The following is a 21,094-nucleotide window of genomic DNA, read 5'->3' as shown; positions in this document are numbered from 1 at the left end:
CACCGGGGTGGCAGGGGCTGGCTCGTCCTGAAGGCGTGGAGGTGGGGCGTCGGGAGGCAGTGCGGCCCCTCAGTCCCGTCAGAACTCCGTGTGAAGCCGCACCGAGCCGATATGCACCGGCCCGCGGTCGGCGTTGTAACCAGGATGGCGGATGTGCTGCCAGTCGAGCGTCACCCAGAACGCCCGGGTCACCTGAATGGCGTAGAAGACCTCCACCACCGTTTCGGTGCCGTAGCGCAATGCGCCGTCGCCCAGGAAGGTGCCCATGCCGCCGGCCGCCAGGTAGTCGCGGCGTGCGTGCGAGAGGCCGTTCGCCGCGGCGGCCACGCCCACCGTGTCCTGACCCCGGCCCCAGGCGCTGCCGCGCAGCAGGGCGCCCGCGGAGAGCGAGCGGTCGATCTCGGTGAAGGCATAGGTCTCGGTGCCGCCGTCGGCCCGGCTCCAGCTGGCGAAGAGGCCCAGGTCGTCGCCCACGGCCTGCTCCAGGCCCAGGCCGATGCCGCGCTTGCTGCGGTCGCCGCCGCGCACGGCGTCGAGGCTGGGCGTGTCGCCCGTGGCCTGCGCCAGCGCCATCGCGTCCTGGAAGCTGGCCATGCGCGCCCGGTTGCGGAACACCAGCAGCCGCAGCTTGCCGGGCTGGCCGTCCAGTTGGTGGGCATGCTCCAGCTCGACCTGATCACCGTAGTGGCGCAGGAAGCGCGGATCCAGCGGCTGGCCGTTGGGCTCGTAGGGCTGGATGAAGCGGCCGGCGCGCAGGGCCCAGTCGTCGTGGTAGCGCTCCAGCACCGCGCCCCACGAGTAGCCGCGCCCGTCCGCCGCATAGTCGTAGGCGCCGTAGGTCATGAAGGACCAGTTGAGGAACTGGGTGCGCGGGTCGTGGGCATAGGCGTTGTTGTCGAACACGTCCAGCACCGACAGGTTGCCGGCGGTCAGCACCCAGCGGCGCCGGTCGGCGGTGCCGGCCAGCTGCGTGAGTCCGGCTGCCTGCACCTCCTCGCCGCCACCCTCGCCCCAGGTCTGGCGCAGGAAGAGCCGGGCGCGGTACAGACCCAGGTTGGGCGTGGCCGAGCGGGCCATCTCGCCATTGGTGAAGGCGCCCAGGCCCGTGAGGCCCGACAGCGGCACGCCCTGGGCGCCCTCGGCATTGAAATACAGCTCGCCGCCCCGCCAGGGCCGCATGCCGACCATGGCGGTGACGGTGAATGAATAGCTCAGCGCCCGCTCGGTGCCCAGGCTGTTGTTGCCGGAATAGGCGGCGGGGAAAGCGGCCTTGTCCTGCCAGACGTAGGTGGACTGGAAGGCGGCTGCCCATTCCTGCTCGGGTGTCGCGGCGGGCATCTCGACTGGCTCGGCCTTGGCGGCGCCGGCCAGCAGAAGGGCGACGGCAAGTGCGGTGTGCCGAGCCGGCTGCCTGCCGGATCTGAAACGGCGGGTGGCGTGGGTCTCGATGAGCAAGGGTGTCATTTCGTCGGTGCGGCTGAATTCAGACGCAGGTCCGCGACCAGGCGCGTGCGACGTGCGCGGGCCTGAAGCACGGCGTCGGCTTCGACCTCCCAGTCGTAGCCGGTGTGCCAGAGGCCGGCCACGGTGGCGATGTGCAGGAATCGCAGGTCGCCGGCTTGGCCGTCGAGGCTCACGGTGTGGGCGTGGCCGCCCTCCGCCTGCAGCCTGAATACATGCACGCCGGGCGGCACGCGCAGGCGCAGCGTGGTCGAGGGCAAGGTGTCGGCCAGCGGCTGGCCGTCCAGGGACACGGCCACGCGATGCGGGCCGTCGCTCCAGTTCTGGCGCACCACGTAGACGGTCAGGGCCTGGGGGTCGGGTGCGAAATGCCAGGCCTGCTGGGCCGTGTCGGCGTCGGGCAGCGGTCCTTCGAGGCAGGGCCCGTGGTGGCCATGTGCCAGCGGGTTGAGGAAGCAGTAGGCGCCGCCGGCCTGCACCTCGCGGCCGGGCAGGGCGGCGCAACCCGCCAGGCCGCACAGCGTGGCGAGCAGGGCGAGGCTGTGCGCGTGTGAAGCCTTCATGGTCTTGTCTCCGGATCGTGGATGCATGCGCCCGGGGCTGTTGCGGAGGGCGTTCCAGGCTGTGCGTTGCACCGCGGCGCCAGCCTATCGTGCCGAGCTGTCGGCCACCTGCCACCAGCCGCCGAGGGCCTGGTAGAGCGACACGCAGTCGCCGAGCCGGGCGGCGCGCGCCTGGGCGGTGGCCAGCACCGCCTGCTGGAGCGTCTGCTGCGCCAGGACCAGGTCGGCCTGGGCGGCCGCGCCCGCCTCGCGCTGGCGTTGCACGGCAGCCAGGCTGCGACGAGCGGCCGCCTCGGCCGCGGCGGTGGCGCGCAGCGTGTCGGCGTCGCTGACGATGGCCTGCAGCGTGTCGGCCGTGTTCTGGAAGGCCGTGAGCACGGTGCTGCGGTACTGCGCCTCGGCCTGCGCGTAGGCGGCCTGTGCGGCGCGCTGCTGGTGCAGCAGCGTCCCGCCGTGGAAGACCGGCTGGAGCAACGTGCCGCCGACGGACCAGAAGCCGCCGCCGCTGCGCAGCAGCTGCGACACGCCCAGCGCCGAGCTGCCCAGCGTGGCCGTGAGCGTGAGGTTGGGCAGGCGCGCCGCCGTGGCCACGCCCACCTGGGCGGCGGCCGCATGCAGCTGCGCCTCGGCGGCGCGGATGTCGGGCCGCTGCTGCACCAGCTGCGACGGCAGGCTCACCGGCAGCTCGGCCGGCAGTTGCAGCGCGCCCAACTCGAACTGCTGCGGCAGCGGATCGCCCGGAAGCCGGCCGGTGAGCACCGCCAGCCGGCTGCGCTGGGCCGCCAGCTGCTTCTGCAGCGGCGGCAGCGTGGCCTGGACCTGGGCCAGGGCACTCTCCTGGGCGGCGATGTCGGCGCCGCCGATCTGGCCGGCCGCATGCTGGCGGCGGGCGCCGTCGAGCAGGCGCGCGGCCAGCGCGACCAGCTGCTGCGTGGCGTCAATCTGCGCGCGCAGCGCGGCCTCCTGGATCGCGGTGCTCACCACGTTGGTGACCAGCGTGGTGCCCACCGCCTCGCGCTGCCAGCGCTGCACGTCCACCTGTGCGTCCTGCGCCTCCACGGCGCGGCGCGTGCCGCCGAAGACATCGGGCGCATAGCCGATGCTGAGCTGCGCCGTGTGCAGCGTGTAGCGGGTGATGTCGCCGTCGGCCAGCGGGCTGGAGAGGGCGCCGGAGGTCTTCTGGCGCGTGGGCGTGTAGCTCGCGTCCACCGTGGGCCAGAAGGCGCCGCGCTGGGCGAGGGCCGTCTCCTGCGCACTGCGCAACGCGGCCTCGGCGGCCTGCAGGTCGGGGCTGGCGGCCAGTGCGGCGTCGACCAATGCGTCGAGGCCGGGCGAGCCGAAGGCCTTCCACCATTGCGAGGCGACGCCCTGGCCCAGGGCGAAGCGCTGCGGCCCGCCGGCCGGGCCCTCGGCCTCGGCCGTGCGCGCGGGTAGGGGCGCCGCGGCCACGGAGGGCGTGGCGGGCGCGGCCGGCGCGTGGAAGTCCGGGCCGACGGCGCAGCCCTGCAGCAGGCCCAGCAGTGCCAGCAGCGGTACGGGAAGAAGAGGGCGGAGTCGGAGGGTCGTCACGGCTGGGCTTCCTGCGTCGGGATGTCGTGGGAGGCAGGCGCGACGGGCGAGGCACGCCGCCGCTCCAGCCGCGCTTCGATCAGGTGGTAGAGCGCCGGCAGCAGCGCCAGCGTGAGCACCGTCGCGCTGACCAGCCCGCCCACCACCACGGTGGCGAGCGGCCGCTGCACGTCGCTGCCCAGGCCGGTGGCCAGCATGGCGGGCGTGAGGCCCAGGGCGGCCACGGTGGCGGTGGTGAGCACCGGCCGCATGCGGCTGCGGGCGCCTTCCAGCACCGCCTCGCGCAGCGGCCGGCCTTCCTCGCTGCGCAGCCGGTTGATCTGCGACAGCATCAGCACGCCGTTGAGCACCGCCACGCCGAAGAGCGCGATGAAGCCGACGGCGCTGGAGACGTTGAGCGTCATGCCCCGCAGGTGCAGCGCCGCCAGCCCGCCCAGCATGGCCAGCGGCACCGCGGCCAGCACCAGCAGCGGCTGGCGCAGGTTGCCGAAGGCGCCGAAGAGCAGCAGGAACATCAGGCCCAGCGTCATCGGCAGGATCAGCGCCAGGCGGGCCTGGGCCCGCTCCAGGTTCTCGAACTGGCCGCCCCAGCGCAACTGCACATGCTTGTCGGCAGGCGTCACGTCGTGCGCGACGGCGGCCTGCGCGTCCTTCAGGAAGCCGGCCAGGTCGCGGCCGCGCACGTTCAGCCGCACGATGATGTTGCGCTCGGCCATCTCGCGCACGATGACGCTCTCACCGGCCACGGTGCTGAGGGTGGCCACGGAAGACAGCGGCACCCGCTCGCCCGTGGCCGACTTCAGCGTCAGGTTGCCGATGGCGTCGACGCTGGCGCGGGCCTTCTCGGGAAAGCGCACCGTCATGTCGTAGCTCTTCTCGCCGACGTAGAGCCGGCCGATGGGTGTGCCGCCCACGCCGGTGGCGACCAGGTCGGCCACCGCGGCGGCGTTGATGCCGTGGCGCGCGGCGGCGGCGCGGTCCAGCTCGATCTTGAGGTTGGGCAGCGGCGGCTCCACGTCCACCGCCACGTCGGCGGCGCCGGGCACGCGCCGCAGCGTCTCGGCCACGCGGTTGGCCACGTTGCGGATCTGGGCCAGGTCCTCGCCGAAGACCTTGACCGTGAGGTCGCCGTGGGCGCCAGAGAGCTTGTCCTGCACGCCGTCGATCATGGGCTGCATGAAGCCCACGCTGTAGCCCGGCATCTGCGCGAAGCGCTGCGCCATGCGGTCGATCAGCTCCTGCTTGCTCAGGCCCGACGTCCACTCCCGGTAGGGATGCAGGCCCACGCTGGCTTCGATGTGCGAGGGCGTCCAGTAGTCGGTGCCGTCGTCGTTGCGGCCGGTCTGCGTGACCACGTACGACACCTCCGGAAAGGCCAGCGTGGCGCGGCGCAGTTCGTCGGCCATGGCCGCGGCCTTGGCGAGGGTGATGCCCGGTGGCATCTGAACCTGCAGCCACAGCGAGCCTTCGTCGAGGTAGGGCAGGAAGTCATGGCCGGTGGTGGCGAATAGGCCCACCAGCGCCACCAGCGCCACGGCGCAGGCTGCGAGCACGCCGCGCGCGCGGCCCACCGTGCGTGCGAGGAAGCGCCCGTAGCGCAGCGCCAGCCATTCGAGCACCGGGTTGTGCACGATGCGCCGCGGCTTGCGCAGCGCCAGCCAGGCCAGGCCCGGAATGAGCGTCAGCGCCACCAGCAGCGCGCCCGCCAGCGCCGCGCCCACCGCATAGGCCATGGGCGAGAAGAGCTTGTATTCGATGCGCTGGAAGGCGAAGAGCGGCAGGTAGGCGCACACGATCACCACCATGCCGAAGAAGATCGGCCGCGCCACCTGCAGCGTGGCCTCGATGGCGTCGCTGGCGGTGAGTGGCCGGTCCTCGGCCTCCTCGCGCCGGCGCAGGATGTTCTCCACCAGCACCACCGCGCCGTCCACCAGGATGCCGAAGTCGATGGCGCCCAGCGACAGCAGGTTGGCCGGGATGTGGAACTGGTGCATGAAGATGAAGGCGATCAGCAGCGCCAGCGGAATGGTCAGCGCCACGATGGCCGCCGCGCGCGGACTGCCCAGAAAGAGCAGCAGCACCACCGCCACCAGCACCATGCCCTCCAGCAGCGTGGACGAGACCGTGTGCAGCGTGGCGTCGATCAGCGAGGTGCGGTCGAGGTAGGGCACCACCTTCACGTCCTTGGGCAGGAGGTGCTCGTTGAGGTCCTGCACCGCCTCGTGCACCGAGGCCAGGGCCGTAGACGGGTTGCGGTCCTTCAGCAGCAGCACGATGCCTTCGATCGTGTCGGGGTTGGCGTCCTTGCCCAGCACGCCGCGCCGCTCGACATTGCCATAGGCCAGCTTGCCCAGGTCCTTGACCAGCACGGGCACGCCGGCCTTGGTCTTGACCACCACGTTGCCCATGTCGTCCAGCGAGCGCAGCAGGCCCACGCCCCGCACCACGTAGCTCTGCTCGCCGCGGTCCACGATGCTGCCGCCGCCGGTGGCGTTGTTGTTGTTGAGCGCGTCCTTCACGTCCTGCAGCGACAGGTCGTACTGCTGCAGCCGGTCGGGGTCCAGCTCCAGCATGAACTGCGTGGTCAGCCCGCCGAAGTTGGCGACATCCACCACGTCGGTGGCCTTCTTCAGGCGCGGGATCACGGTCCAGAACTGCAGCTCCGACAGCTCGCGCAGGCTGCGCGTCTTCGATTCGAGCGTGTAGCGGTAGATCTCGCCGGTGGGCGAGGTGTAGGCATCCAGCCCCGGCGTGGCGCCGTAGGGCAGGGTGACCGCGTTGATGCGCTCCTGCAGGCGCTGGCGGGCGAAGTAGCCGTCGGTGCCGTCCTCGAAGACGACGGTGATCAGCGACAGCGCGAACAGGCTGCGCGAGCGCAGCACATGCATGCCGGGCGTGCCGAGCAGCGCGCGCTCCAGCGGCACGGTGATCTGCTGCTCCACCTCCTCGGCGCCCAGGCCGGGCACCTGCGTGACGATCTGGGAGCTGACATCGGCGATGTCCGGATAGGCCTCGATGGGCAGCTGCTTCCAGCTCCAGTACCCGTACAGCGCCACGAAGACGAACAGCAGCCAGGCGATGCCGCGCCGCCGGAAGGCGAGGGTGACGAGCTTCTCAATCATTGAGCAGCACTCCGCCCTGCACCACGATGCGCTCGCCGGCCTTCAGGCCCGAGACGACCTCGACCTTGTCATCGGCCGAGCGGCCCAGCACCACCAGACGCGATTCGTACTGGAAGGGCGCCTGCTCGACGAAGACGCGCGTGGCCAGCCCGCTCTGCAGCACGGCGGTGGCCGGGATCATCAGCGCCGGCCGCGCGGGCCCTTCCAGCGTGGCATGCGCATACATGCCGGGCTTGAACAGCCGCTCGCGGTTGTCGATGGCCACGCGCACGCGCACGGTGCGGGTGTCGGCGTCCACCAGGTCACCGATGTAGCGGGCCTTGCCTTCGAAGCTGCGGCCCGGATAGGCATCGAGCGCGATGTGCACCGCCTGGCCGACCGACAGGGCGGCGATGTCCTTCTCGGGCACGCTGGCTGCCAGCCAGACGGTGGAGAGGTCGGCCACCGTCATCAGCGAGGCCGTGGTGTCGTTCCAGTAGCCGCCCAGGGCCCCGCTCATGTCGACCACGCGGCCCGCGATGGGGGCGCGCAGCACGTACTCGCGGCGGGAAGCGGCATCCAGCGGTGCGCCCAGCTGCGCCAGGCGCTCGCGCGCGGCGCGGGCGTCGCTCTCCGCGGCGGTGAGTGTCTGGCGGGCGGCCTGCAGGTCCTTGGCGGCGGCGATGTCGGCCTGGTTGAGCGTCTGCTGGCGCTCGAAGTCCTGCTGCGCCTGCAGCAGCGCGGCCTGGGCCTTGGCGTCGTCCCGGTAGGCCGCGCCCAGGTCGGGCGAATCCAGCGTGACCAGCGGATCGCCCGCCTTCACTGCATCGCCCAGCTGGTGGTGCAGCCGCACGATGCGGCCGGCCAGCGGCGGCACGATCTTGACCAGGCGCTCGGGCGCGGCCTCGATGGCGCCGGGCGCTTCGAGCAGGGGGGCGAAGGGCTGCGGCGCCACCGCCGCCACGACCAGGGCCTGCCGCAGGGGCGAGCCTTCGGGCACGCGGATGAGGGTGTCCTGGTGCTGGTGCGCCCCATCGGAGGGCGTGGCCTGCATCTGGGCGTTGGGTGTGGAGCGGCCGGCATCGCAGCCGGCGAGCGTGGCCAGGCACAGCAGAAGGGCGAGGGCGGGGATCGGCTTCATGGGCGTCTTCCGGGCGGTGTGAGAGAACGACGGACGTGGCGCGGCCATCGCCCGCTGCGCGGCAGCGGGCGTCGCCAGGGTCAGGTCAGATGGATGTCAGCCGGACGCGCCCGGCAGGGCGTCGCCGCGTCGGCAGGGCGGGTCGTGCGTCGACGGCGGCGGGTGCGTGCCGCTGTCGTGCTGCCGCCATGGCCGGGCCGATGCGGCAATGGTCGCCGTGACGCGCCGCAGGCGCCAGCGCGCATTCGGTCGGTCAGGGATGCGGGAAGGATGGTGCCGCTATACCTTGGTATAGCGGCTGGACAGCGCAAGCCGCACCGTCGGCGGCGTGTGCAGGCCGTGGCGCGACGCGCGCCTCAGTGCGGCTCGGTCTCGTCGATGAATGATTCGAGCAGCTTCTTGAGCTGGCTCGTCTTGCGGGGGCCCAGCGCTTCTTCGATCTGGCTGTGGTGGGCATCCACGCTCTTGCGCAGGCGGGCGACGGTCTCCAGGCCGAGGTCGCTGATGTAGACCAGCACGCGCCGGCTGTCGGCCGGATCGGCCGCGCGCTGGACGAGGCCGCGGGCAACCAGCTTGTCGATGTTCTTGGTCAGCGCGGGATGGTTGAGCAGCACCGCCTCGGCCAGGTCGCCCATCGAGCGGCCCTGCTCGTCGGCGAGCACCTGCAGGATGCGCCAGTGCTCCTCGGTCACCTCTTCCGCGGCGATCGATTGCGCCAGGCCGATGCGCATGCGCCGGTTGGCGGAGGCCAGCAGATAGGCCAGGTACTGCGATATGTCTTTCTCAGGCATGGCTCACGTCGGCGCGTGGGGGAAGGGTTTCCGATGGTAGCGCGCAACCCTTGCCTTGGAAAGCATTGGCGCAGTTTTTGCGACGCTGTCCCTCCTGTTGCCAACTTGGTGCACTGTCCCGGAGTTCTCGATGTTCCCATCCTCAGGACCCGCCACGCCGCGCCTGCCCGCCGGTCGGCTGCAGCGCCCGCTGCTCGCGAGCCATGAACTCAACATCGCGCTGTGCGTGCCGCTCGGCGGCTTCGCGGGCATCTGGGCGCCGTCGGCGCTGGCCTGCGCCAAGCTGGCCGTCTCCGAACTCAACCGGGAGGCCGGGCTGGGCGGCCGGGCCTGCCGGCTGCTGACGGTCAACGCCGCGGACGACGCGGCCGACATCGAGGCCACGCTGACGGAGCTGGTCCAGGCCGGCGACATCGATGCCATCGTCGGCATGCACACCAGTGCCGTGCGCCACCGCATCCTGCGCGCCGTGGGCGGGCGCATCCCCATCGTCTACACGCCGCTGTATGAGGGCGGCGAGGCCAGCCCGGGCGTCTTCGCCATCGGCGAGACCGCCGAGCGGCAGCTGCGGCCGGCCATCCGCTGGCTGGGCGAGCGCAAGCGCCCGCGGCGCTGGTACGCGGTGGGCAACGACTATGTCTGGCCGCGGATGTCGCACCGCATCGCGCGCACCTGCATCGCCGAGACCGGCGCCGAACTGGTGGGCGAAAGCTACGTGCCCTTCGAGACGACCGACTTCTCGGCCGTGCTGGATGCCGTGCGCAAGGCCCGGGCCGACGCGGTGCTGGTGTCGCTGGTGGGGCAGGACTCCATCGAGTTCAATCGCGCCTTTGGCCGCGCAGGCCTGCACCGCCACATGCTGCGCCTGACCTGCGGCGCCGGCGAGAACGAGCTGCTGGGCTTCGGCGCCGACAACGCCGAGGAGTTCTATGCCGCCTGCGGCTACTTCGCCACGCTGGACACCGACGCCAACCTGGCGTTCAAGGCGCGCTACCGCGCCCACTTCGGCGAGCGCGCGCCCACGCTGAGCACCCATGGCCAGTCCACCTACGAGGGCATGCACTTCCTGGCCGCGCTGCTCGACCGCGGCGACTGCACCAGCCGCAGCCGCGCCACCAGCGTCGGCACCATCGCCTACCGCAGCGCCCGCGACGCCGCCTTCGAGGCCGGCGAACCGAGCGGTGTGCCCATCTATCTCGCGCGCGCCGAGGGCAATGCCTTCCGCGTGCTGACACGACTCTGACCGGGCTTCGGCATCGCTTTTTATTTTCCAACGCAAAGAAAATACTTGACCAGGAAAATATAAGTTCACAGAATCGATCCGTGAAACGCAGGGTGTCCGCTTGCTTCGGGCACCTCTTCTTCCCTCGTGACACGGAGTCCCTTCATGGCCATCAAGCGCCCCACCGTCGAGCAGCTGCAGGACGTCGCACTCAGCCTCGGCATCCATCTGTCCGATTCCCAGGCCGCCAGCTACAACGCGCTGCTGCAGTCCAACTTCGACGCCTACGACGCCGTGGACGCGATGCCCGACTACCAGCCGGCCGTCAGCTATGCCCGCACGCCCGGCTACTTTCCCTCGGCTGAGGAGAACCCGTACGGTGCCTGGTACGTGAAGACCACCATCCAGGGCAAGCCCGGCGGCAAGCTCGCCGGCAAGACGGTGGTGCTGAAGGACAACGTCTGCCTGGCCGGCGTGCCCATGATGAATGGCGCCTCCACGCTGGAGGGCTATGTGCCCAACGTCGACGCCACCGTCGTGACGCGGCTGCTGGATGCCGGCGCCACCATCGTGGGCAAGGCCAAGTGCGAGTACTTCTGCTTTTCGGGCGGCTCGCACACCAGCTCGCCCTCGCCGGTGCACAACCCCTGGCGCATGGGCTATTCGGCCGGCGGTTCGTCCTCGGGCAGCGCGGCGCTGGTTGCGGCCGGCGAGGTGGACATGGCCATCGGCGGCGATCAGGGCGGCTCCATCCGCATGCCGGCCTCCTACTGCGGCATCTACGGCATGAAGGCCACGCATGGCCTTGTGCCCTACACCGGCGTCATGCCCATCGAACTGACCATCGACCACACCGGCCCGATGACGGCGAACGTGACCGACAACGCGCTGATGCTCGAAGCGCTGGCGGGGCCGGACGGCCTCGACCCGCGCCAGCATGCCGGCCAGGGTCCCAAGCCCTACAGCGAGCTGATGAAGAAGGGTGCGCAGGGCCTGCGCATCGGCATCGTGACCGAAGGCTTCGGCTGGCCGCAGTCGGACGCGGCGGTCAATGAGAAGGTGCGCACCGCCGCCGAGGTGTTCACGCGCCTGGGGGCCACCGTGAGCGAGGTGTCGGTGCCGATGCACGCACTGGGCCCGGCCATCTGGCTGCCCATCGCGGCCGAGGGTGCGACGCAGCAGATGATGAAGGACAACGGGCACGGCTTCAACTGGAAGGGCCTGTACGTGACCAGCCTGGTGGACTTCCACGCCGGCTGGAAGCAGCGTGCCGACGAGTTGTCCGACACCCTGAAGATCACCATGGTGCTGGGCGAGTACTTCATCCAGCACTACCGCGGCCATTTCTATGCCAAGGCGCAGAACCTCAGCCGCAAGCTGACGGCGGCCTACGACGCCGCGCTCGCGGACTTCGACCTGCTGCTGATGCCAACGCTTCCGATCACGGCCACGCCCATCCCGGCGCCGGGTGCGTCGCTGGAAGAGGTGATCACGCGGGCCTTCGAGGTGCTGCCCAACACCTGCCCGTTCGACGTCACGGGGCACCCCGCCATGAGCATTCCCTGCGGCCTGGTCGACGGCCTGCCTGTCGGAATGATGCTCGTCGGCCGCAACTACGAGGAAGAGACCATCTACCGCGCCGCCTATGCCTTCGAGCAGGCCGGCGACTGGAAGAGCCTCTGAGCCATCCGAGCGAGGCGGCGCGCTGCGCCCGCCCCGGACCCCCGCGTTCCCGTTCCTTCATCCCTTCCACACACAACGACGGCCCGCGTCCGTCAGATCAACGAGGAGTGTTCCCATGGATCGTCGATCCTTCCTTCAAGGTTCCGCCACCGCCCTGGCCGGCACGGCGCTGCCGCTGCTGCCCATGGCTGCGATGGCGGCCGACGAGATCGTCGTCGGCAGCATCATCGACATGTCGGGCGGCCTCGACATCTACGGCAAGCCCATGGCGGACTGCATGACGCTGGCGGTGGAGGAGCAGAACGCGGCCGGCGGCCTGCTCGGCAAGAAGATCAAGCTGGTCACCTACGACCCGCAGTCCAACATGCAGCTGTATGCGCAGTTCGCGCAGCAGTCGGCCCTGCGCGACAAGTCCACGGTGGTGATGGGCGGCATCACCTCCGCCTCGCGCGAGGTGATCCGGCCGGTGCTCACCCGCAACAAGACGCTCTACTTCTACAACACGCAGTACGAAGGCGGCGTGTGCGACCGCAACACCTTCTGCACCGGCGTCACACCCGGCCAGACGGTGGCCAAGCTCATTCCCTACGCCATGAAGAAGTGGGGCAAGAAGGTCTACGTGGTGGCGGCCGACTACAACTACGGCCAGATCACCTCGCAGTGGGTCAAGAAGTTCGTGCAGGACAACGGCGGCTCCGTCGCCTCCATCGACTTCTTCCCGCTGGACGTGACCAACTTCGGCCCGACCATCTCGAAGATCGAGGCTGCCAAGCCCGACATGATCGTCTCGGCCCTGGTGGGCGGCGCGCACATCTCCTTCTACCGCCAGTGGGCGGCGGCGGGCCTGACCAAGAAGATCCCGCTGGCCTCGACCACCTTCGCCGGTGGCAACGAGCACATCGTGCTCTCGCCTGCGGAGACCGACGGCTTCCTGGTCTCGTACAACTACTTCCAGAACCTCGACACGCCGCAGAACAAGGCCTTCAAGGAGCGCTTCTACAAGCGCTTCGGCAGCGACTATCCCAACATCACCGAGCTGGCCATGGGCACCTACCAGGGCTTCAAGCTCTGGGCCGAGGCGGTGAAGAAGGCCGGCTCCATCGACCGCGAGAAGATGATCGCCGCGCTGGAGAGCGGCATCAGCATCGACGGGCCGAGCGGCAAGGTCACGGTCGATGCCCAGACCCATCACTGCGTGCTGAACGTGAGCATCGCCGAGGTGCGCAACAAGCAGCTCAACATCGTCGAGACCTTTCAGCAGCAGCCGCCGGTGGACACCAGCGCGGTGTGCAACCTGCAAAAGAACCCAAAGGACAACCAGCAGTACGTCATCAAGGCATGAATGAGCCCACCCCGTTTGGACTTCCTCACTTCGTGTGGAAGTCCAATCCCCCTCAAGGGGCGCACCCGGCGGCCGGGCAAAGCCCGTTCCGCGGGTGCACTGGCGTGGCCTGCTCCGCGCCCTTTCGATCAGAAAGGTGGCGCCGATTTCATCATGCCCTGCGCGTGGCGTGCAGTGCCTTGGAAAACTGAATTGGAACGAGCTGTACCGAGGAGTCAATCGACATGGATCTTGCGCTGATCGTGGTCATCCAGGTGCTGTATGCCGTGGCGGGCCTGGTGATCGTCTCGGCCGGGCTGGCCGTCATCTTCGGCATGATGAAGGTGATCAACCTGGCGCATGGCGAGTTCATGATGCTGGGGGCCTATGCGGTCATCCTGGCGCTCAAGCTGGGCATCAACCTCTGGGTCGCCATGCTGGTGGTGGCGCCCGTGGCGGTCGGTGCCATCGGCGTGGTGCTGGAGCGGCTGGTCATCCGGCGGCTCTATGGCCGCATGGTCGACACCATGCTGGCCACCTGGGGGCTGTCGCTGCTGCTGGTGGGCATCGTGACCTCCATCGCGGGCAACACCACGGCGGGCGTGTCGGCGCCGCTGGGCAGCTTCTCGGTGGGGGCCTACTCGGTCAGCGGCTACACGCTGGTCATCATCGCCGTGGCGGTGGTGGTGGCCTTGGCCATCCGCTGGGTGCTCACCCGTACCCAGTGGGGACTGATCGCGCGCGGCACCATGCAGAAGCCCGACATGGCCAATGCGCTCGGCATCAGTCCGAGCCGGGTGTATTCGGTCACCTTCGCCGTCGGCGCCGCACTGTCGGGGCTGGCGGGCGGGCTGCTGGCGCCACTTACGGGCGTGGTGCCGACCATGGGCGCGGCCTTCGTGGCCAAGGCCTTCATCACGGTGATCGGCGGCGGGCCCGCCATCCTCGCCGGGCTGCTGGGCGCCTCGTCGCTGTTCGGCGCCATCAACCAGCTCGCCACCTTCGCCACCACGCCCGTGCTGGGGGAGGTGGCGCTGCTCGTGGCCGCAATCGTGCTTCTGCGTGTGCTGCCGCAGGGCATCACCGGCCGTTTCTTCAAGGGGTCCCTGTGAACCGTTTCGCCAATTCGTGGGCGAGCGCCATCGTCTGCCTGGCCCTCGGGCTGCTGCTGATGCTGGGGCTGCCCGCCGTGATCGACGACTACACGCTGATCGAAGTCACCATCTACGTGGTCATGGCCATCCTCTCGGTGAGCCTGGCCTTCATCTGGGGCTATGGCGGCATCCTGTGCTTCGGGCAGGCGGCCTTCTTCGGCCTGGGCGCCTACACCTATGCCATCGCGGTGATGAACCTGGGCGACAGCACCTTGCCCTTCCTGCTCGCCATCGTGGTACCAGCGCTCTTTGCGGCGCTGCTGGGCTACGTGATCTTCTACGGCCGGCTGTCGGACGTGTACATGGGCGTGATCACGCTCACCGTGACGCTGATCCTGTTCAACCTGGTCAACTCGACGGCGGGCCCCGAATGGCGCATTGGCGATGCGCCGCTGGGCGGCTTCAACGGCATCCCGGCCATTCCCACGCTCAACTGGCCCGGGCTGAAGGACGAGGTGCTCACGCCCAGGGACCTGTTCTACCTGGCCTTCGCCTGCCTGCTGGTCGTCTATGTCGGCCTGCGTGCCCTGCTTGCCACGAAGGTGGGCCGGGTCATCGTCGCGGCCAAGGAGAACGAGCAGCGCGTGCTGCTGCTGGGCTACGACGCGCGGGCCTACAAGCTCTTCAGCTTCACGCTCGGGGGCGCCATCGCGGGGCTGGCGGGTTGCCTGTTCGCCAACTGGGGCGCCTTCACCAGCCCGACGATCTTCGGTCTCGCCCAGTCGGCGCAGATCATCATCTGGGTCATCGTCGGCGGACTCGGGACGCTGGTGGGCCCGGTGGTGGGCGCGGTCGCCATCCAGTGGCTGACCACGCAGATCGGCACCCAGCAGACGCTCAATGCCAACCTCGTGCTCGGCGGCATCCTGGTGGTCTTCGTGCTGCTGGTGCCCAGGGGCATCGTGCCCACGGCCGGGCAACTGATCGAGGCGGCATGGCGCAGGCTGCGGCGCCCGCGGCCTGCCGTGCCTGCTGCGACGCGGCCGTCGGCGGCCTCTGCCGCCGATGGTGTCGGTGCTTCCCCCCTGGCCCCCATGGAGCCCACGCGATGACGCCGTTGATCGAGACCCGCGACCTCAACGTGCGCTTCGGCGGCGTGCATGCGACGCGCGACGTGAACTTCACCCTGGCCGAGAACGAGCTGCGCTGCGTGATCGGTCCCAACGGTGCTGGCAAGAGCACCTTCTTCAAGCTGCTGACCGGACAGGTCAAGCCCACCTCGGGCCAGATCCTGTTCCGCGGCCAGGACATCTCGCGCATGCAGCCGCACGAGCCGGGGCGCCTGGGCATCGGCATCAAGACGCAGGTACCCAGCCTCTTCAACGGGCTGACGGTGTGGGAGAACGTCTGGCTGTCGGCCCGGCGGCTCAACAGCAGCATGCAGGCCGAGCGCATCACGCGCGAGACGCTGGAGCGCGTGGGCATGTCGGCCTACCGTGACGTGCAGGCCGGCCTGCTGGCGCACGGCCTGCGCCAGTGGGTGGAGATCGGCGTGGTGATCGCGGCTGATCCGCCGCTGATCCTGCTGGACGAGCCGGCCGCGGGCATGAGCGATGCCGAGGTGGCCCGCACGGCCGAACTGATCCTGGAGATCAACCGCCAGCATGCGCTGGTGGTGGTGGAACACGACATGAACTTCATCCGCATGATCGCGCGCAAGGTCACGGTACTGCACCAGGGCGCCGTGATCCGCGAGGACACGCCCGACCGGATCATGAGCGACCCGCTGATCCAGCAGATCTACCTGGGCAAGAAGCCCCACTGAGTGCGGAGACGGACCGATGCTCGAAGTCTCGAATCTGCATGCGGGGTACGGCGCCATCCCCGTGCTCAACGACGTTGCGCTGCACATCGCGGCCGGCGAGTCGGTGGGCATCCTGGGCCACAACGGCATGGGCAAGACCACGCTGCTCAAGACGCTGATGGGCGTGATCCGGCCCACGGCGGGCACGGTGCGCTTCGACGGCACCGACATCACGCGCCTGGCGCCCTTTGCCCGCGCGCGGCTGGGCATGGCCTATGTGCCGCAGGGGCGGGAGATCTTTCCCACGCTCAGCGCCCTGGACAACCTGCGCATGGGCCTGGTCAAGACCGGCGAGCGCAGCCTGGACACGGTCGAGGCGCTGCTGGAGCACTTCCCGCGCCTCAAGCGGCTGCTCGACCGGCCGGGCGGCTCGCTCTCCGGCGGCGAGCAGCAACTGCTGGCACTCGCGCGCGCCCTTGCGGGCAAGCCCACGCTGCTGCTGCTCGACGAGCCGACCGAGGGCATCCAGCCTTCGATCATCGAGGAGATCGCCGAGACGCTGGCCGCGCTGCGCGACCGCACGGGCCTGACCATCGTGCTGGTCGAGCAGAACCTCGAATTCATCGCCGCCGTGTCGCAGCGGGTGCTGGTGATCAAGCGCGGCCACATCGGCGGCGAAGTGCCGCGCGAGCACCTGGGCGATTTCGAAATCATGAGTCAGTACACAGGAGTCCATGGATGAGCAACCAAGAACTGCATTACCTCGGGCTGGTCGAAGTCGGCCAGCAGATCCAGCGCAAGGCGCTGTCGCCGGTGGAGGTCACCGAGGCCCAGCTCGCGCGGATCGCCGCGCAGGATGGCGCACTCCAAAGCTATGTGCGCGTGATGGCCGATCAGGCGCTCGCCGATGCACGGCAGGCCGAGGCCGAGATCGGCCGCGGCGAGATCCGCGGGCCGCTGCATGGCGTGCCGGTCGCCGTCAAGGACCTGTGCTGGACCGCCGGCGTGCCCACGGCCGCGGGCATGACGCTGTACCAGGACTTCGTGCCCAGCGAGGACGGCACGGCGGTGCGCAAGCTGCGTGAGGCCGGCGCCGTGATCCTGGGCAAGCTGCAGCTCACCGAGAGTGCATACGCCGATCACCATCCGACGGTGGTGCCGCCCGTCAATCCCTGGAACGCCGCCCATTGGTCGGGCGCCTCGTCCAGCGGCTCGGGCGTGGCCACGGCGGCGGGCCTGTGCTACGGCTCGCTGGGCACCGACACGGGTGGGTCGATCCGCTTCCCCTCGGCCGCCAACGGCCTCACGGGGCTCAAGCCCACCTGGGGTCGCGTCAGCCGCTACGGCGCCTTCGAGCTCGCCGCGACGCTGGACCACATCGGGCCGATGACCCGCAGCGCGGCCGACGCGGGCGCGATGCTGGGCGCGATCGCCGGGGCCGACCCGAAGGACCCGACCGCCAGCCTTGCGGCCGTGCCGGACTATCTGGCCGGCATGGAGCGCGGCCTGCAGGGCCTGCGCATCGGCATCGATGCGCGCTGGAACAGCGAGGGCGTCGACGAGGCCACCCGCCAGGTCATGGCGGGCGTGCTGGCCGCGGTGCGCGACCTGGGCGGCGAGCTGCGCGAGGTGGTCTTCCCCGATCCCACGCAGGCCATCGCCGACTGGTTTCCGCTGTGCGCCGTCGAGGCCGCCGTGGTGCACGAGTCCACCTATCCGGCGCGCAAGGACATGTACGGTCCCGCGCTCTCGGGCCTGCTCGACCTGGGCCATGCGCAGACGGGCACCGACTACCAGAAGATCGTGCTGCACCGGCACGACTTCAGCGGCAAGGTCCGCGCCCTGTTCCAGGACATCGACCTGCTGCTGGTGCCCGCCCAGGGCGTGGCCTCGCCCACGCTGGAGCGCATGCTGACCTTCGGCACCGACGCAGACCTGATGTCGGCCATGCTGCGCTACACCTGCCCCTTCGACATGACCGGCAGCCCGACGATCACGCTGCCCGGCGGCTTCACCGACGCGGGCACGCCCATCGCCTTCCAGTTCGTGGCGCGCCATTTCGACGAGGCGCTGCTGGTGCGCGCGGGCTGGGCCTACCAGCAGGTGACGGATTGGCACCGGAGGCATCCGGCGCTTTGAGCCGGGGCGGTATCGGGCGTGGCTTCGACGTCAGCGTGCCTGGTGTTTCGGCTTTGACTGATCAATTCGCAAGAAATTGAAGATCCGACGCGGTTGCGCGTCGGTGTTCGTGCTTGACGCGATCAACCGTCGTCGGTGTGGAATAAGTCCGCCTCGCTTTTGAAGGCGGCGCCCAGAATTCTTCGCTCAATGAATCAGGGAGCGACGCTGGGCAGGGATGTGCTTGCCCAGTGCTCGGGCGCACATGAACAAGAATTTCCACCGAGTCATCTTCAACGCCATGCGTGGCCAGCGCATGGTGGTTCAGGAAACGGCAACGAGCACCGGCAAGGGCCGCAACGGCGCTTCGGCTGGGACCGGTGAAGGGCAACGGCCCTGGGTGCTTCGCGGGGTGGTCGCGGCCCTCGCATTGATCGGCTGGCTGCCTGTGGTGCATGCCCAGATCGTGCCCAACCCTTTGGCACTGCCCTCGCAGCGTCCCCAGACATTGGTGGCGCCCAACGGGGTGCCCTTGGTCAACATCACCACGCCATCGGCCGGGGGCGTCAGCGTCAACCACTACAGCCAGTTCGATGTCGGTGCGCCGGGCGCCATCCTCAACAACAGCCGCACGCCTGTGCAGAGCCAGCTTGGCGGCTATATCCAGGGCAACCCCTGGCTCGCCACGGGGCCGGCGCGCGTCATCGTCAACCAGGTCGCCAGCAGCAACCCGAGCTACCTCAACGGCTACGTCGAAGTCGCTGGCCAGCGGGCCGAAGTCATCATTGCCAACCTGGCATTGCAGGGCAGCAGCATCGACGTCTCCCACAGCACCACCAGTGCCAGCAATGTGAGCCTGGCCGCCACCAGTGGCAACGTGGACACGAGCGCTGCCAAGGTGGTCACCCCCGGCACTCTCACGATCACGGCCGATGCCAACGCGGCCCAGTCGCTGGTCAATACGGGCGGCACCCTCAATGCGGGGCAACTGCAGATCAATGCCGCGAACATCAGCAACACCGTAGGCGGCCAGCTCGTGCAGACCGGCACGGCCGCCACGACGATTGCGGTGAGCGGCACCCTGGACAACAGCGGTAGCGTGATCGCCGCCAACAGCCAGGAGCGTGGGCAACAGCAGCCAGTCCAACAGTGGACTGAACGTAAGTCTGTGCATCCCGCCGTGGTGTGTGGGTTCGGTGGCTACCGTGAGCGGCAACGTGGCGGGCGCCAAGGCCAATGGGGTGACGATCAGCCCGAACACGCAATCGGGGCTGAAGGCGGGAGACGGCGGCTTCGACGTGAACGTGAAGGGGGACACGACCCTCAACGGTGGGGTGATCGAGAGCACCCAGGCAGCCATTGACAAGGGGCGCAACAGCTTCGAGACGGGAGGCACGCTCACGATTCGGGATCTGCAGAACGTGAGTCAGTCCAGTGGGAGCAGCTACAGCGCCAATGGCAGCCTGAGCCTGGGATACACGACCAAGGACGATCCGAATCCGACTTGGGATCCGAAGAAAGGTCAGTCGGCGGCGCCACCCGGAGGAAGCGCAGGCGTTGGAAGCACGAGCAGTTCCACCCAAAGCGTGACCAGAGCAGGTATCAGCGGAATCGCTGGCGACCAATCTGTACGCACAGGCGACAACTCCACCACGGGCACGCTGGTCAAGGACTGGAACACGCAGAACATCCTCAAGGATGTGCAGGCGCAAGCGGCGATTGCGCAGCAGTTCAATCAGACGGCGGCCAAGGCGATAGGAGACTACGCCGAGGCGAAGTACCAAAGTTTGAAAGACACGGATCCCGCCGAGGCTGCGAAATGGGCCGAGGGCGGGGAATATCGAGTGGCGCTGCATACGGCTGCAGGAGCTTTGAGCGGTGGGGTCGCGGGTGCGCTTGGCGCGGGTGCTAGCGCTGCATTGATGCCTCGCCTGGCAAATGCAATCGATGAAATGCATCTGTCGCTTCCCGTTGCGCAGGCGTTGGCAGCAGTGACTGCCACAGCCATTGGCGGTATTGCAGGAGGCACGACAGGAGCGACGAGTGCGTATAACGTTGAACTGAATAATCGACAACTCCACCCCTCAGAAACAAAGTGGATCGACGCTCATGCTGAGCAATTTGCTGCCGAGCAGGGAATTAGCCTCGATGAGGCAGAGAAGCGGTTGGCTGACCAAGCGTTTAGGCAGGTTCAGTTCGGCGCTCCCGGTGATGAGGACTCAGCAGCGAGGCAATTCCTACGGACCGCGGGACAACAGTTGTTGCCAGGTGATCCCAATGCTGCAGGCCAGAATGTCGGATACATGTTTGCAGCTACGCCCGCCCAAAAGGCGAATGCAAGAATGTATTTGGATGCGGTGATGTTCCCCGCATCAAGGAATAATTTATGATTAATGGTTATCCAAGCCAAGAAGAATTAAAAAATAGGATGGAACGCCAACTAAGTTGGCGACCCGGGAGCTTGCTGGTGAGTGCTATTTGGACGGGATACTTAGGAGCGCTATTTGAATGGGGCTTGATCGAATTGAAGGTATACAGTGAACTTATGAAGTTGGTGATATCGGAGGACGCAGAATTGGATTTCGTGGGCTATGAATTATTTTCTGATGAACCCGTGACCGAAGAGCAGAAGGAAGATGTTTTGAAAAACAAAATTGGTTTAAAAGGTCGGTGAGAGCTGCTATTTTTGTTTTTTCTTTAGTCGCAGATGTAAATCATGATCAACGGCCATCCGACAGAAGACGAACTGCGCAATCGTATTCTTCACCACTTCGAATGGCGCAACTCATCTGACGCTGTTGCTCTCATTTGGCGCGGCTATCTTGCTGGCCTGTCTGAATGGGGACTAATCGAGCAAGATTTTTACCAGCGACTTTGTTCGATCCTGCCTGAAGTAGGATACAAAGAAATCCATGAATTGTTCCTGGATGAGCCAATCTCAAGCGAGCGTGCGGAGGAATTAGACGATTATGTTGAAAATCTAATAAAAGAAATCCTGATTCGAAAAATAAAAAATTTCGAATACCTTTAATTAAAGGTAATTATTCAAGATATTTTATAGATTCCACTAGACTGGGACGTTGCCGAGATTTTGGAAGTGTTAGGGCTTTACGTGTTACACGAATTCAGGCGAATCTGACGTTTCGCTATGTGATAAAGAATGAGTCACTCATAACGGCACTCCTTTAAATCTCATGTTTAATAGAGGTGCTACTCAGGGATGAGG

At 67.9% G+C, this 21,094-nt stretch carries 17 protein-coding genes; 11 read left to right on the top strand and 6 right to left on the bottom strand.

Annotation, left to right across the window (positions count from 1 at the left end):
• Positions 1 to 78 precede the first annotated feature (78 nt).
• The 6 genes from L0984_RS18660 to L0984_RS18635 all read right to left on the bottom strand — a co-directional run bounded on the left by L0984_RS18660 (position 79) and on the right by L0984_RS18635 (position 8,626).
• Entirely contained in the window at positions 79 to 1,464 is a 1,386-nt protein-coding gene (locus tag L0984_RS18660; RefSeq protein WP_370646073.1) for a carbohydrate porin, read from the bottom strand.
• Positions 1,461 to 2,024 carry a hypothetical protein gene (locus tag L0984_RS18655; RefSeq protein ID WP_234195284.1) on the bottom strand — a complete coding sequence of 188 codons (564 nt, stop codon included), beginning with the start codon at positions 2,022 to 2,024 and terminating at the stop codon, positions 1,461 to 1,463. The genes L0984_RS18660 and L0984_RS18655 overlap by 4 nt, the downstream gene beginning before the upstream one ends.
• Before the next feature lie 84 nt (positions 2,025 to 2,108).
• Positions 2,109 to 3,593 carry an efflux transporter outer membrane subunit gene (locus L0984_RS18650; protein ID WP_234195283.1) on the bottom strand — a complete coding sequence of 495 codons (1,485 nt, stop codon included), beginning with the start codon at positions 3,591 to 3,593 and terminating at the stop codon, positions 2,109 to 2,111.
• The gene (locus L0984_RS18645; protein WP_234195282.1) at positions 3,590 to 6,715 is read right to left on the bottom strand and encodes an efflux RND transporter permease subunit; all 3,126 of its coding nucleotides are present in this window, start codon (positions 6,713 to 6,715) and stop codon (positions 3,590 to 3,592) included. The genes L0984_RS18650 and L0984_RS18645 overlap by 4 nt, the downstream gene beginning before the upstream one ends.
• A complete protein-coding gene (locus tag L0984_RS18640) occupies positions 6,708 to 7,835 on the bottom strand; it encodes an efflux RND transporter periplasmic adaptor subunit (protein ID WP_234195280.1) in 1,128 nt (375 codons plus the stop codon). The genes L0984_RS18645 and L0984_RS18640 overlap by 8 nt, the downstream gene beginning before the upstream one ends.
• 356 nt (positions 7,836 to 8,191) lie before the next feature.
• Positions 8,192 to 8,626: a MarR family winged helix-turn-helix transcriptional regulator gene (locus L0984_RS18635; RefSeq protein ID WP_234195278.1), complete on the bottom strand. Its 435-nt coding sequence runs from the start codon at positions 8,624 to 8,626 to the stop codon at positions 8,192 to 8,194.
• Positions 8,627 to 8,756: 130 nt separating this feature from the next.
• Here L0984_RS18635 and L0984_RS18630 point away from each other — a divergent pair, with 130 nt between their 5' ends.
• From L0984_RS18630 to L0984_RS18580, 11 genes are all read left to right on the top strand, one after another.
• A complete protein-coding gene (locus L0984_RS18630; protein WP_234195277.1) occupies positions 8,757 to 9,869 on the top strand; it encodes a substrate-binding domain-containing protein in 1,113 nt (370 codons plus the stop codon).
• Between the two features lie 144 nt (positions 9,870 to 10,013).
• Complete coding sequence (locus L0984_RS18625) at positions 10,014 to 11,531, top strand: amidase (RefSeq protein ID WP_234195276.1); 1,518 nt, start codon at positions 10,014 to 10,016, stop codon at positions 11,529 to 11,531.
• A 115-nt stretch (positions 11,532 to 11,646) separates the two neighbouring features.
• The gene (locus L0984_RS18620; protein WP_234195275.1) at positions 11,647 to 12,873 is read left to right on the top strand and encodes an urea ABC transporter substrate-binding protein; all 1,227 of its coding nucleotides are present in this window, start codon (positions 11,647 to 11,649) and stop codon (positions 12,871 to 12,873) included.
• 224 nt (positions 12,874 to 13,097) lie between these two features.
• Complete coding sequence (locus L0984_RS18615) at positions 13,098 to 13,964, top strand: ABC transporter permease subunit (RefSeq protein WP_234195274.1); 867 nt, start codon at positions 13,098 to 13,100, stop codon at positions 13,962 to 13,964.
• Entirely contained in the window at positions 13,961 to 15,058 is a 1,098-nt protein-coding gene (locus L0984_RS18610) for a branched-chain amino acid ABC transporter permease (protein WP_234195273.1), read from the top strand. The genes L0984_RS18615 and L0984_RS18610 overlap by 4 nt, the downstream gene beginning before the upstream one ends.
• Complete coding sequence (locus L0984_RS18605; protein ID WP_234195272.1) at positions 15,055 to 15,771, top strand: ATP-binding cassette domain-containing protein; 717 nt, start codon at positions 15,055 to 15,057, stop codon at positions 15,769 to 15,771. Before L0984_RS18610 ends, L0984_RS18605 begins: the two co-directional genes overlap by 4 nt.
• Positions 15,772 to 15,787: 16 nt before the next feature.
• Positions 15,788 to 16,492 carry an ABC transporter ATP-binding protein gene (locus L0984_RS18600; protein ID WP_234195271.1) on the top strand — a complete coding sequence of 235 codons (705 nt, stop codon included), beginning with the start codon at positions 15,788 to 15,790 and terminating at the stop codon, positions 16,490 to 16,492.
• A complete protein-coding gene (locus tag L0984_RS18595) occupies positions 16,489 to 17,889 on the top strand; it encodes an amidase (protein ID WP_234195270.1) in 1,401 nt (466 codons plus the stop codon). The genes L0984_RS18600 and L0984_RS18595 overlap by 4 nt, the downstream gene beginning before the upstream one ends.
• Positions 17,890 to 18,133: 244 nt before the next feature.
• Entirely contained in the window at positions 18,134 to 19,231 is a 1,098-nt protein-coding gene (locus L0984_RS18590) for a two-partner secretion domain-containing protein (RefSeq protein ID WP_234195269.1), read from the top strand.
• A gap of 1,023 nt (positions 19,232 to 20,254) precedes the next feature.
• Positions 20,255 to 20,542, top strand: coding sequence for a hypothetical protein (locus L0984_RS18585; protein ID WP_234195268.1), 288 nt, complete (start codon positions 20,255 to 20,257; stop codon positions 20,540 to 20,542).
• A gap of 42 nt (positions 20,543 to 20,584) precedes the next feature.
• A complete protein-coding gene (locus L0984_RS18580) occupies positions 20,585 to 20,899 on the top strand; it encodes a hypothetical protein (protein ID WP_234195267.1) in 315 nt (104 codons plus the stop codon).
• Positions 20,900 to 21,094 lie beyond the last annotated feature (195 nt).

This window comes from Pseudacidovorax sp. NFM-22 (assembly GCF_021401245.1).
Taxonomy (GTDB): domain Bacteria; phylum Pseudomonadota; class Gammaproteobacteria; order Burkholderiales; family Burkholderiaceae_C; genus Xenophilus.
This window is presented reverse-complemented; position numbering and strand designations above follow the sequence as displayed.

What these genes read in the sequence shown, in the direction of transcription:
- L0984_RS18660 (WP_370646073.1), bottom strand. Translation starts at nt 1,464, where the DNA reads ATGACACCCTTGCTCATCGAGACCCACGCCACCCGCCGTTTCAGATCC.
- L0984_RS18655 (WP_234195284.1), bottom strand. Translation starts at nt 2,024, where the DNA reads ATGAAGGCTTCACACGCGCACAGCCTCGCCCTGCTCGCCACGCTGTGC.
- L0984_RS18645 (WP_234195282.1), bottom strand. Translation starts at nt 6,715, where the DNA reads ATGATTGAGAAGCTCGTCACCCTCGCCTTCCGGCGGCGCGGCATCGCC.
- L0984_RS18640 (WP_234195280.1), bottom strand. Translation starts at nt 7,835, where the DNA reads ATGAAGCCGATCCCCGCCCTCGCCCTTCTGCTGTGCCTGGCCACGCTC.
- L0984_RS18635 (WP_234195278.1), bottom strand. Translation starts at nt 8,626, where the DNA reads ATGCCTGAGAAAGACATATCGCAGTACCTGGCCTATCTGCTGGCCTCC.
- L0984_RS18630 (WP_234195277.1), top strand. Translation starts at nt 8,757, where the DNA reads ATGTTCCCATCCTCAGGACCCGCCACGCCGCGCCTGCCCGCCGGTCGG.
- L0984_RS18625 (WP_234195276.1), top strand. Translation starts at nt 10,014, where the DNA reads ATGGCCATCAAGCGCCCCACCGTCGAGCAGCTGCAGGACGTCGCACTC.
- L0984_RS18620 (WP_234195275.1), top strand. Translation starts at nt 11,647, where the DNA reads ATGGATCGTCGATCCTTCCTTCAAGGTTCCGCCACCGCCCTGGCCGGC.
- L0984_RS18615 (WP_234195274.1), top strand. Translation starts at nt 13,098, where the DNA reads ATGGATCTTGCGCTGATCGTGGTCATCCAGGTGCTGTATGCCGTGGCG.
- L0984_RS18605 (WP_234195272.1), top strand. Translation starts at nt 15,055, where the DNA reads ATGACGCCGTTGATCGAGACCCGCGACCTCAACGTGCGCTTCGGCGGC.
- L0984_RS18600 (WP_234195271.1), top strand. Translation starts at nt 15,788, where the DNA reads ATGCTCGAAGTCTCGAATCTGCATGCGGGGTACGGCGCCATCCCCGTG.
- L0984_RS18595 (WP_234195270.1), top strand. Translation starts at nt 16,489, where the DNA reads ATGAGCAACCAAGAACTGCATTACCTCGGGCTGGTCGAAGTCGGCCAG.
- L0984_RS18590 (WP_234195269.1), top strand. Translation starts at nt 18,134, where the DNA reads ATGAACAAGAATTTCCACCGAGTCATCTTCAACGCCATGCGTGGCCAG.
- L0984_RS18585 (WP_234195268.1), top strand. Translation starts at nt 20,255, where the DNA reads ATGATTAATGGTTATCCAAGCCAAGAAGAATTAAAAAATAGGATGGAA.
- L0984_RS18580 (WP_234195267.1), top strand. Translation starts at nt 20,585, where the DNA reads ATGATCAACGGCCATCCGACAGAAGACGAACTGCGCAATCGTATTCTT.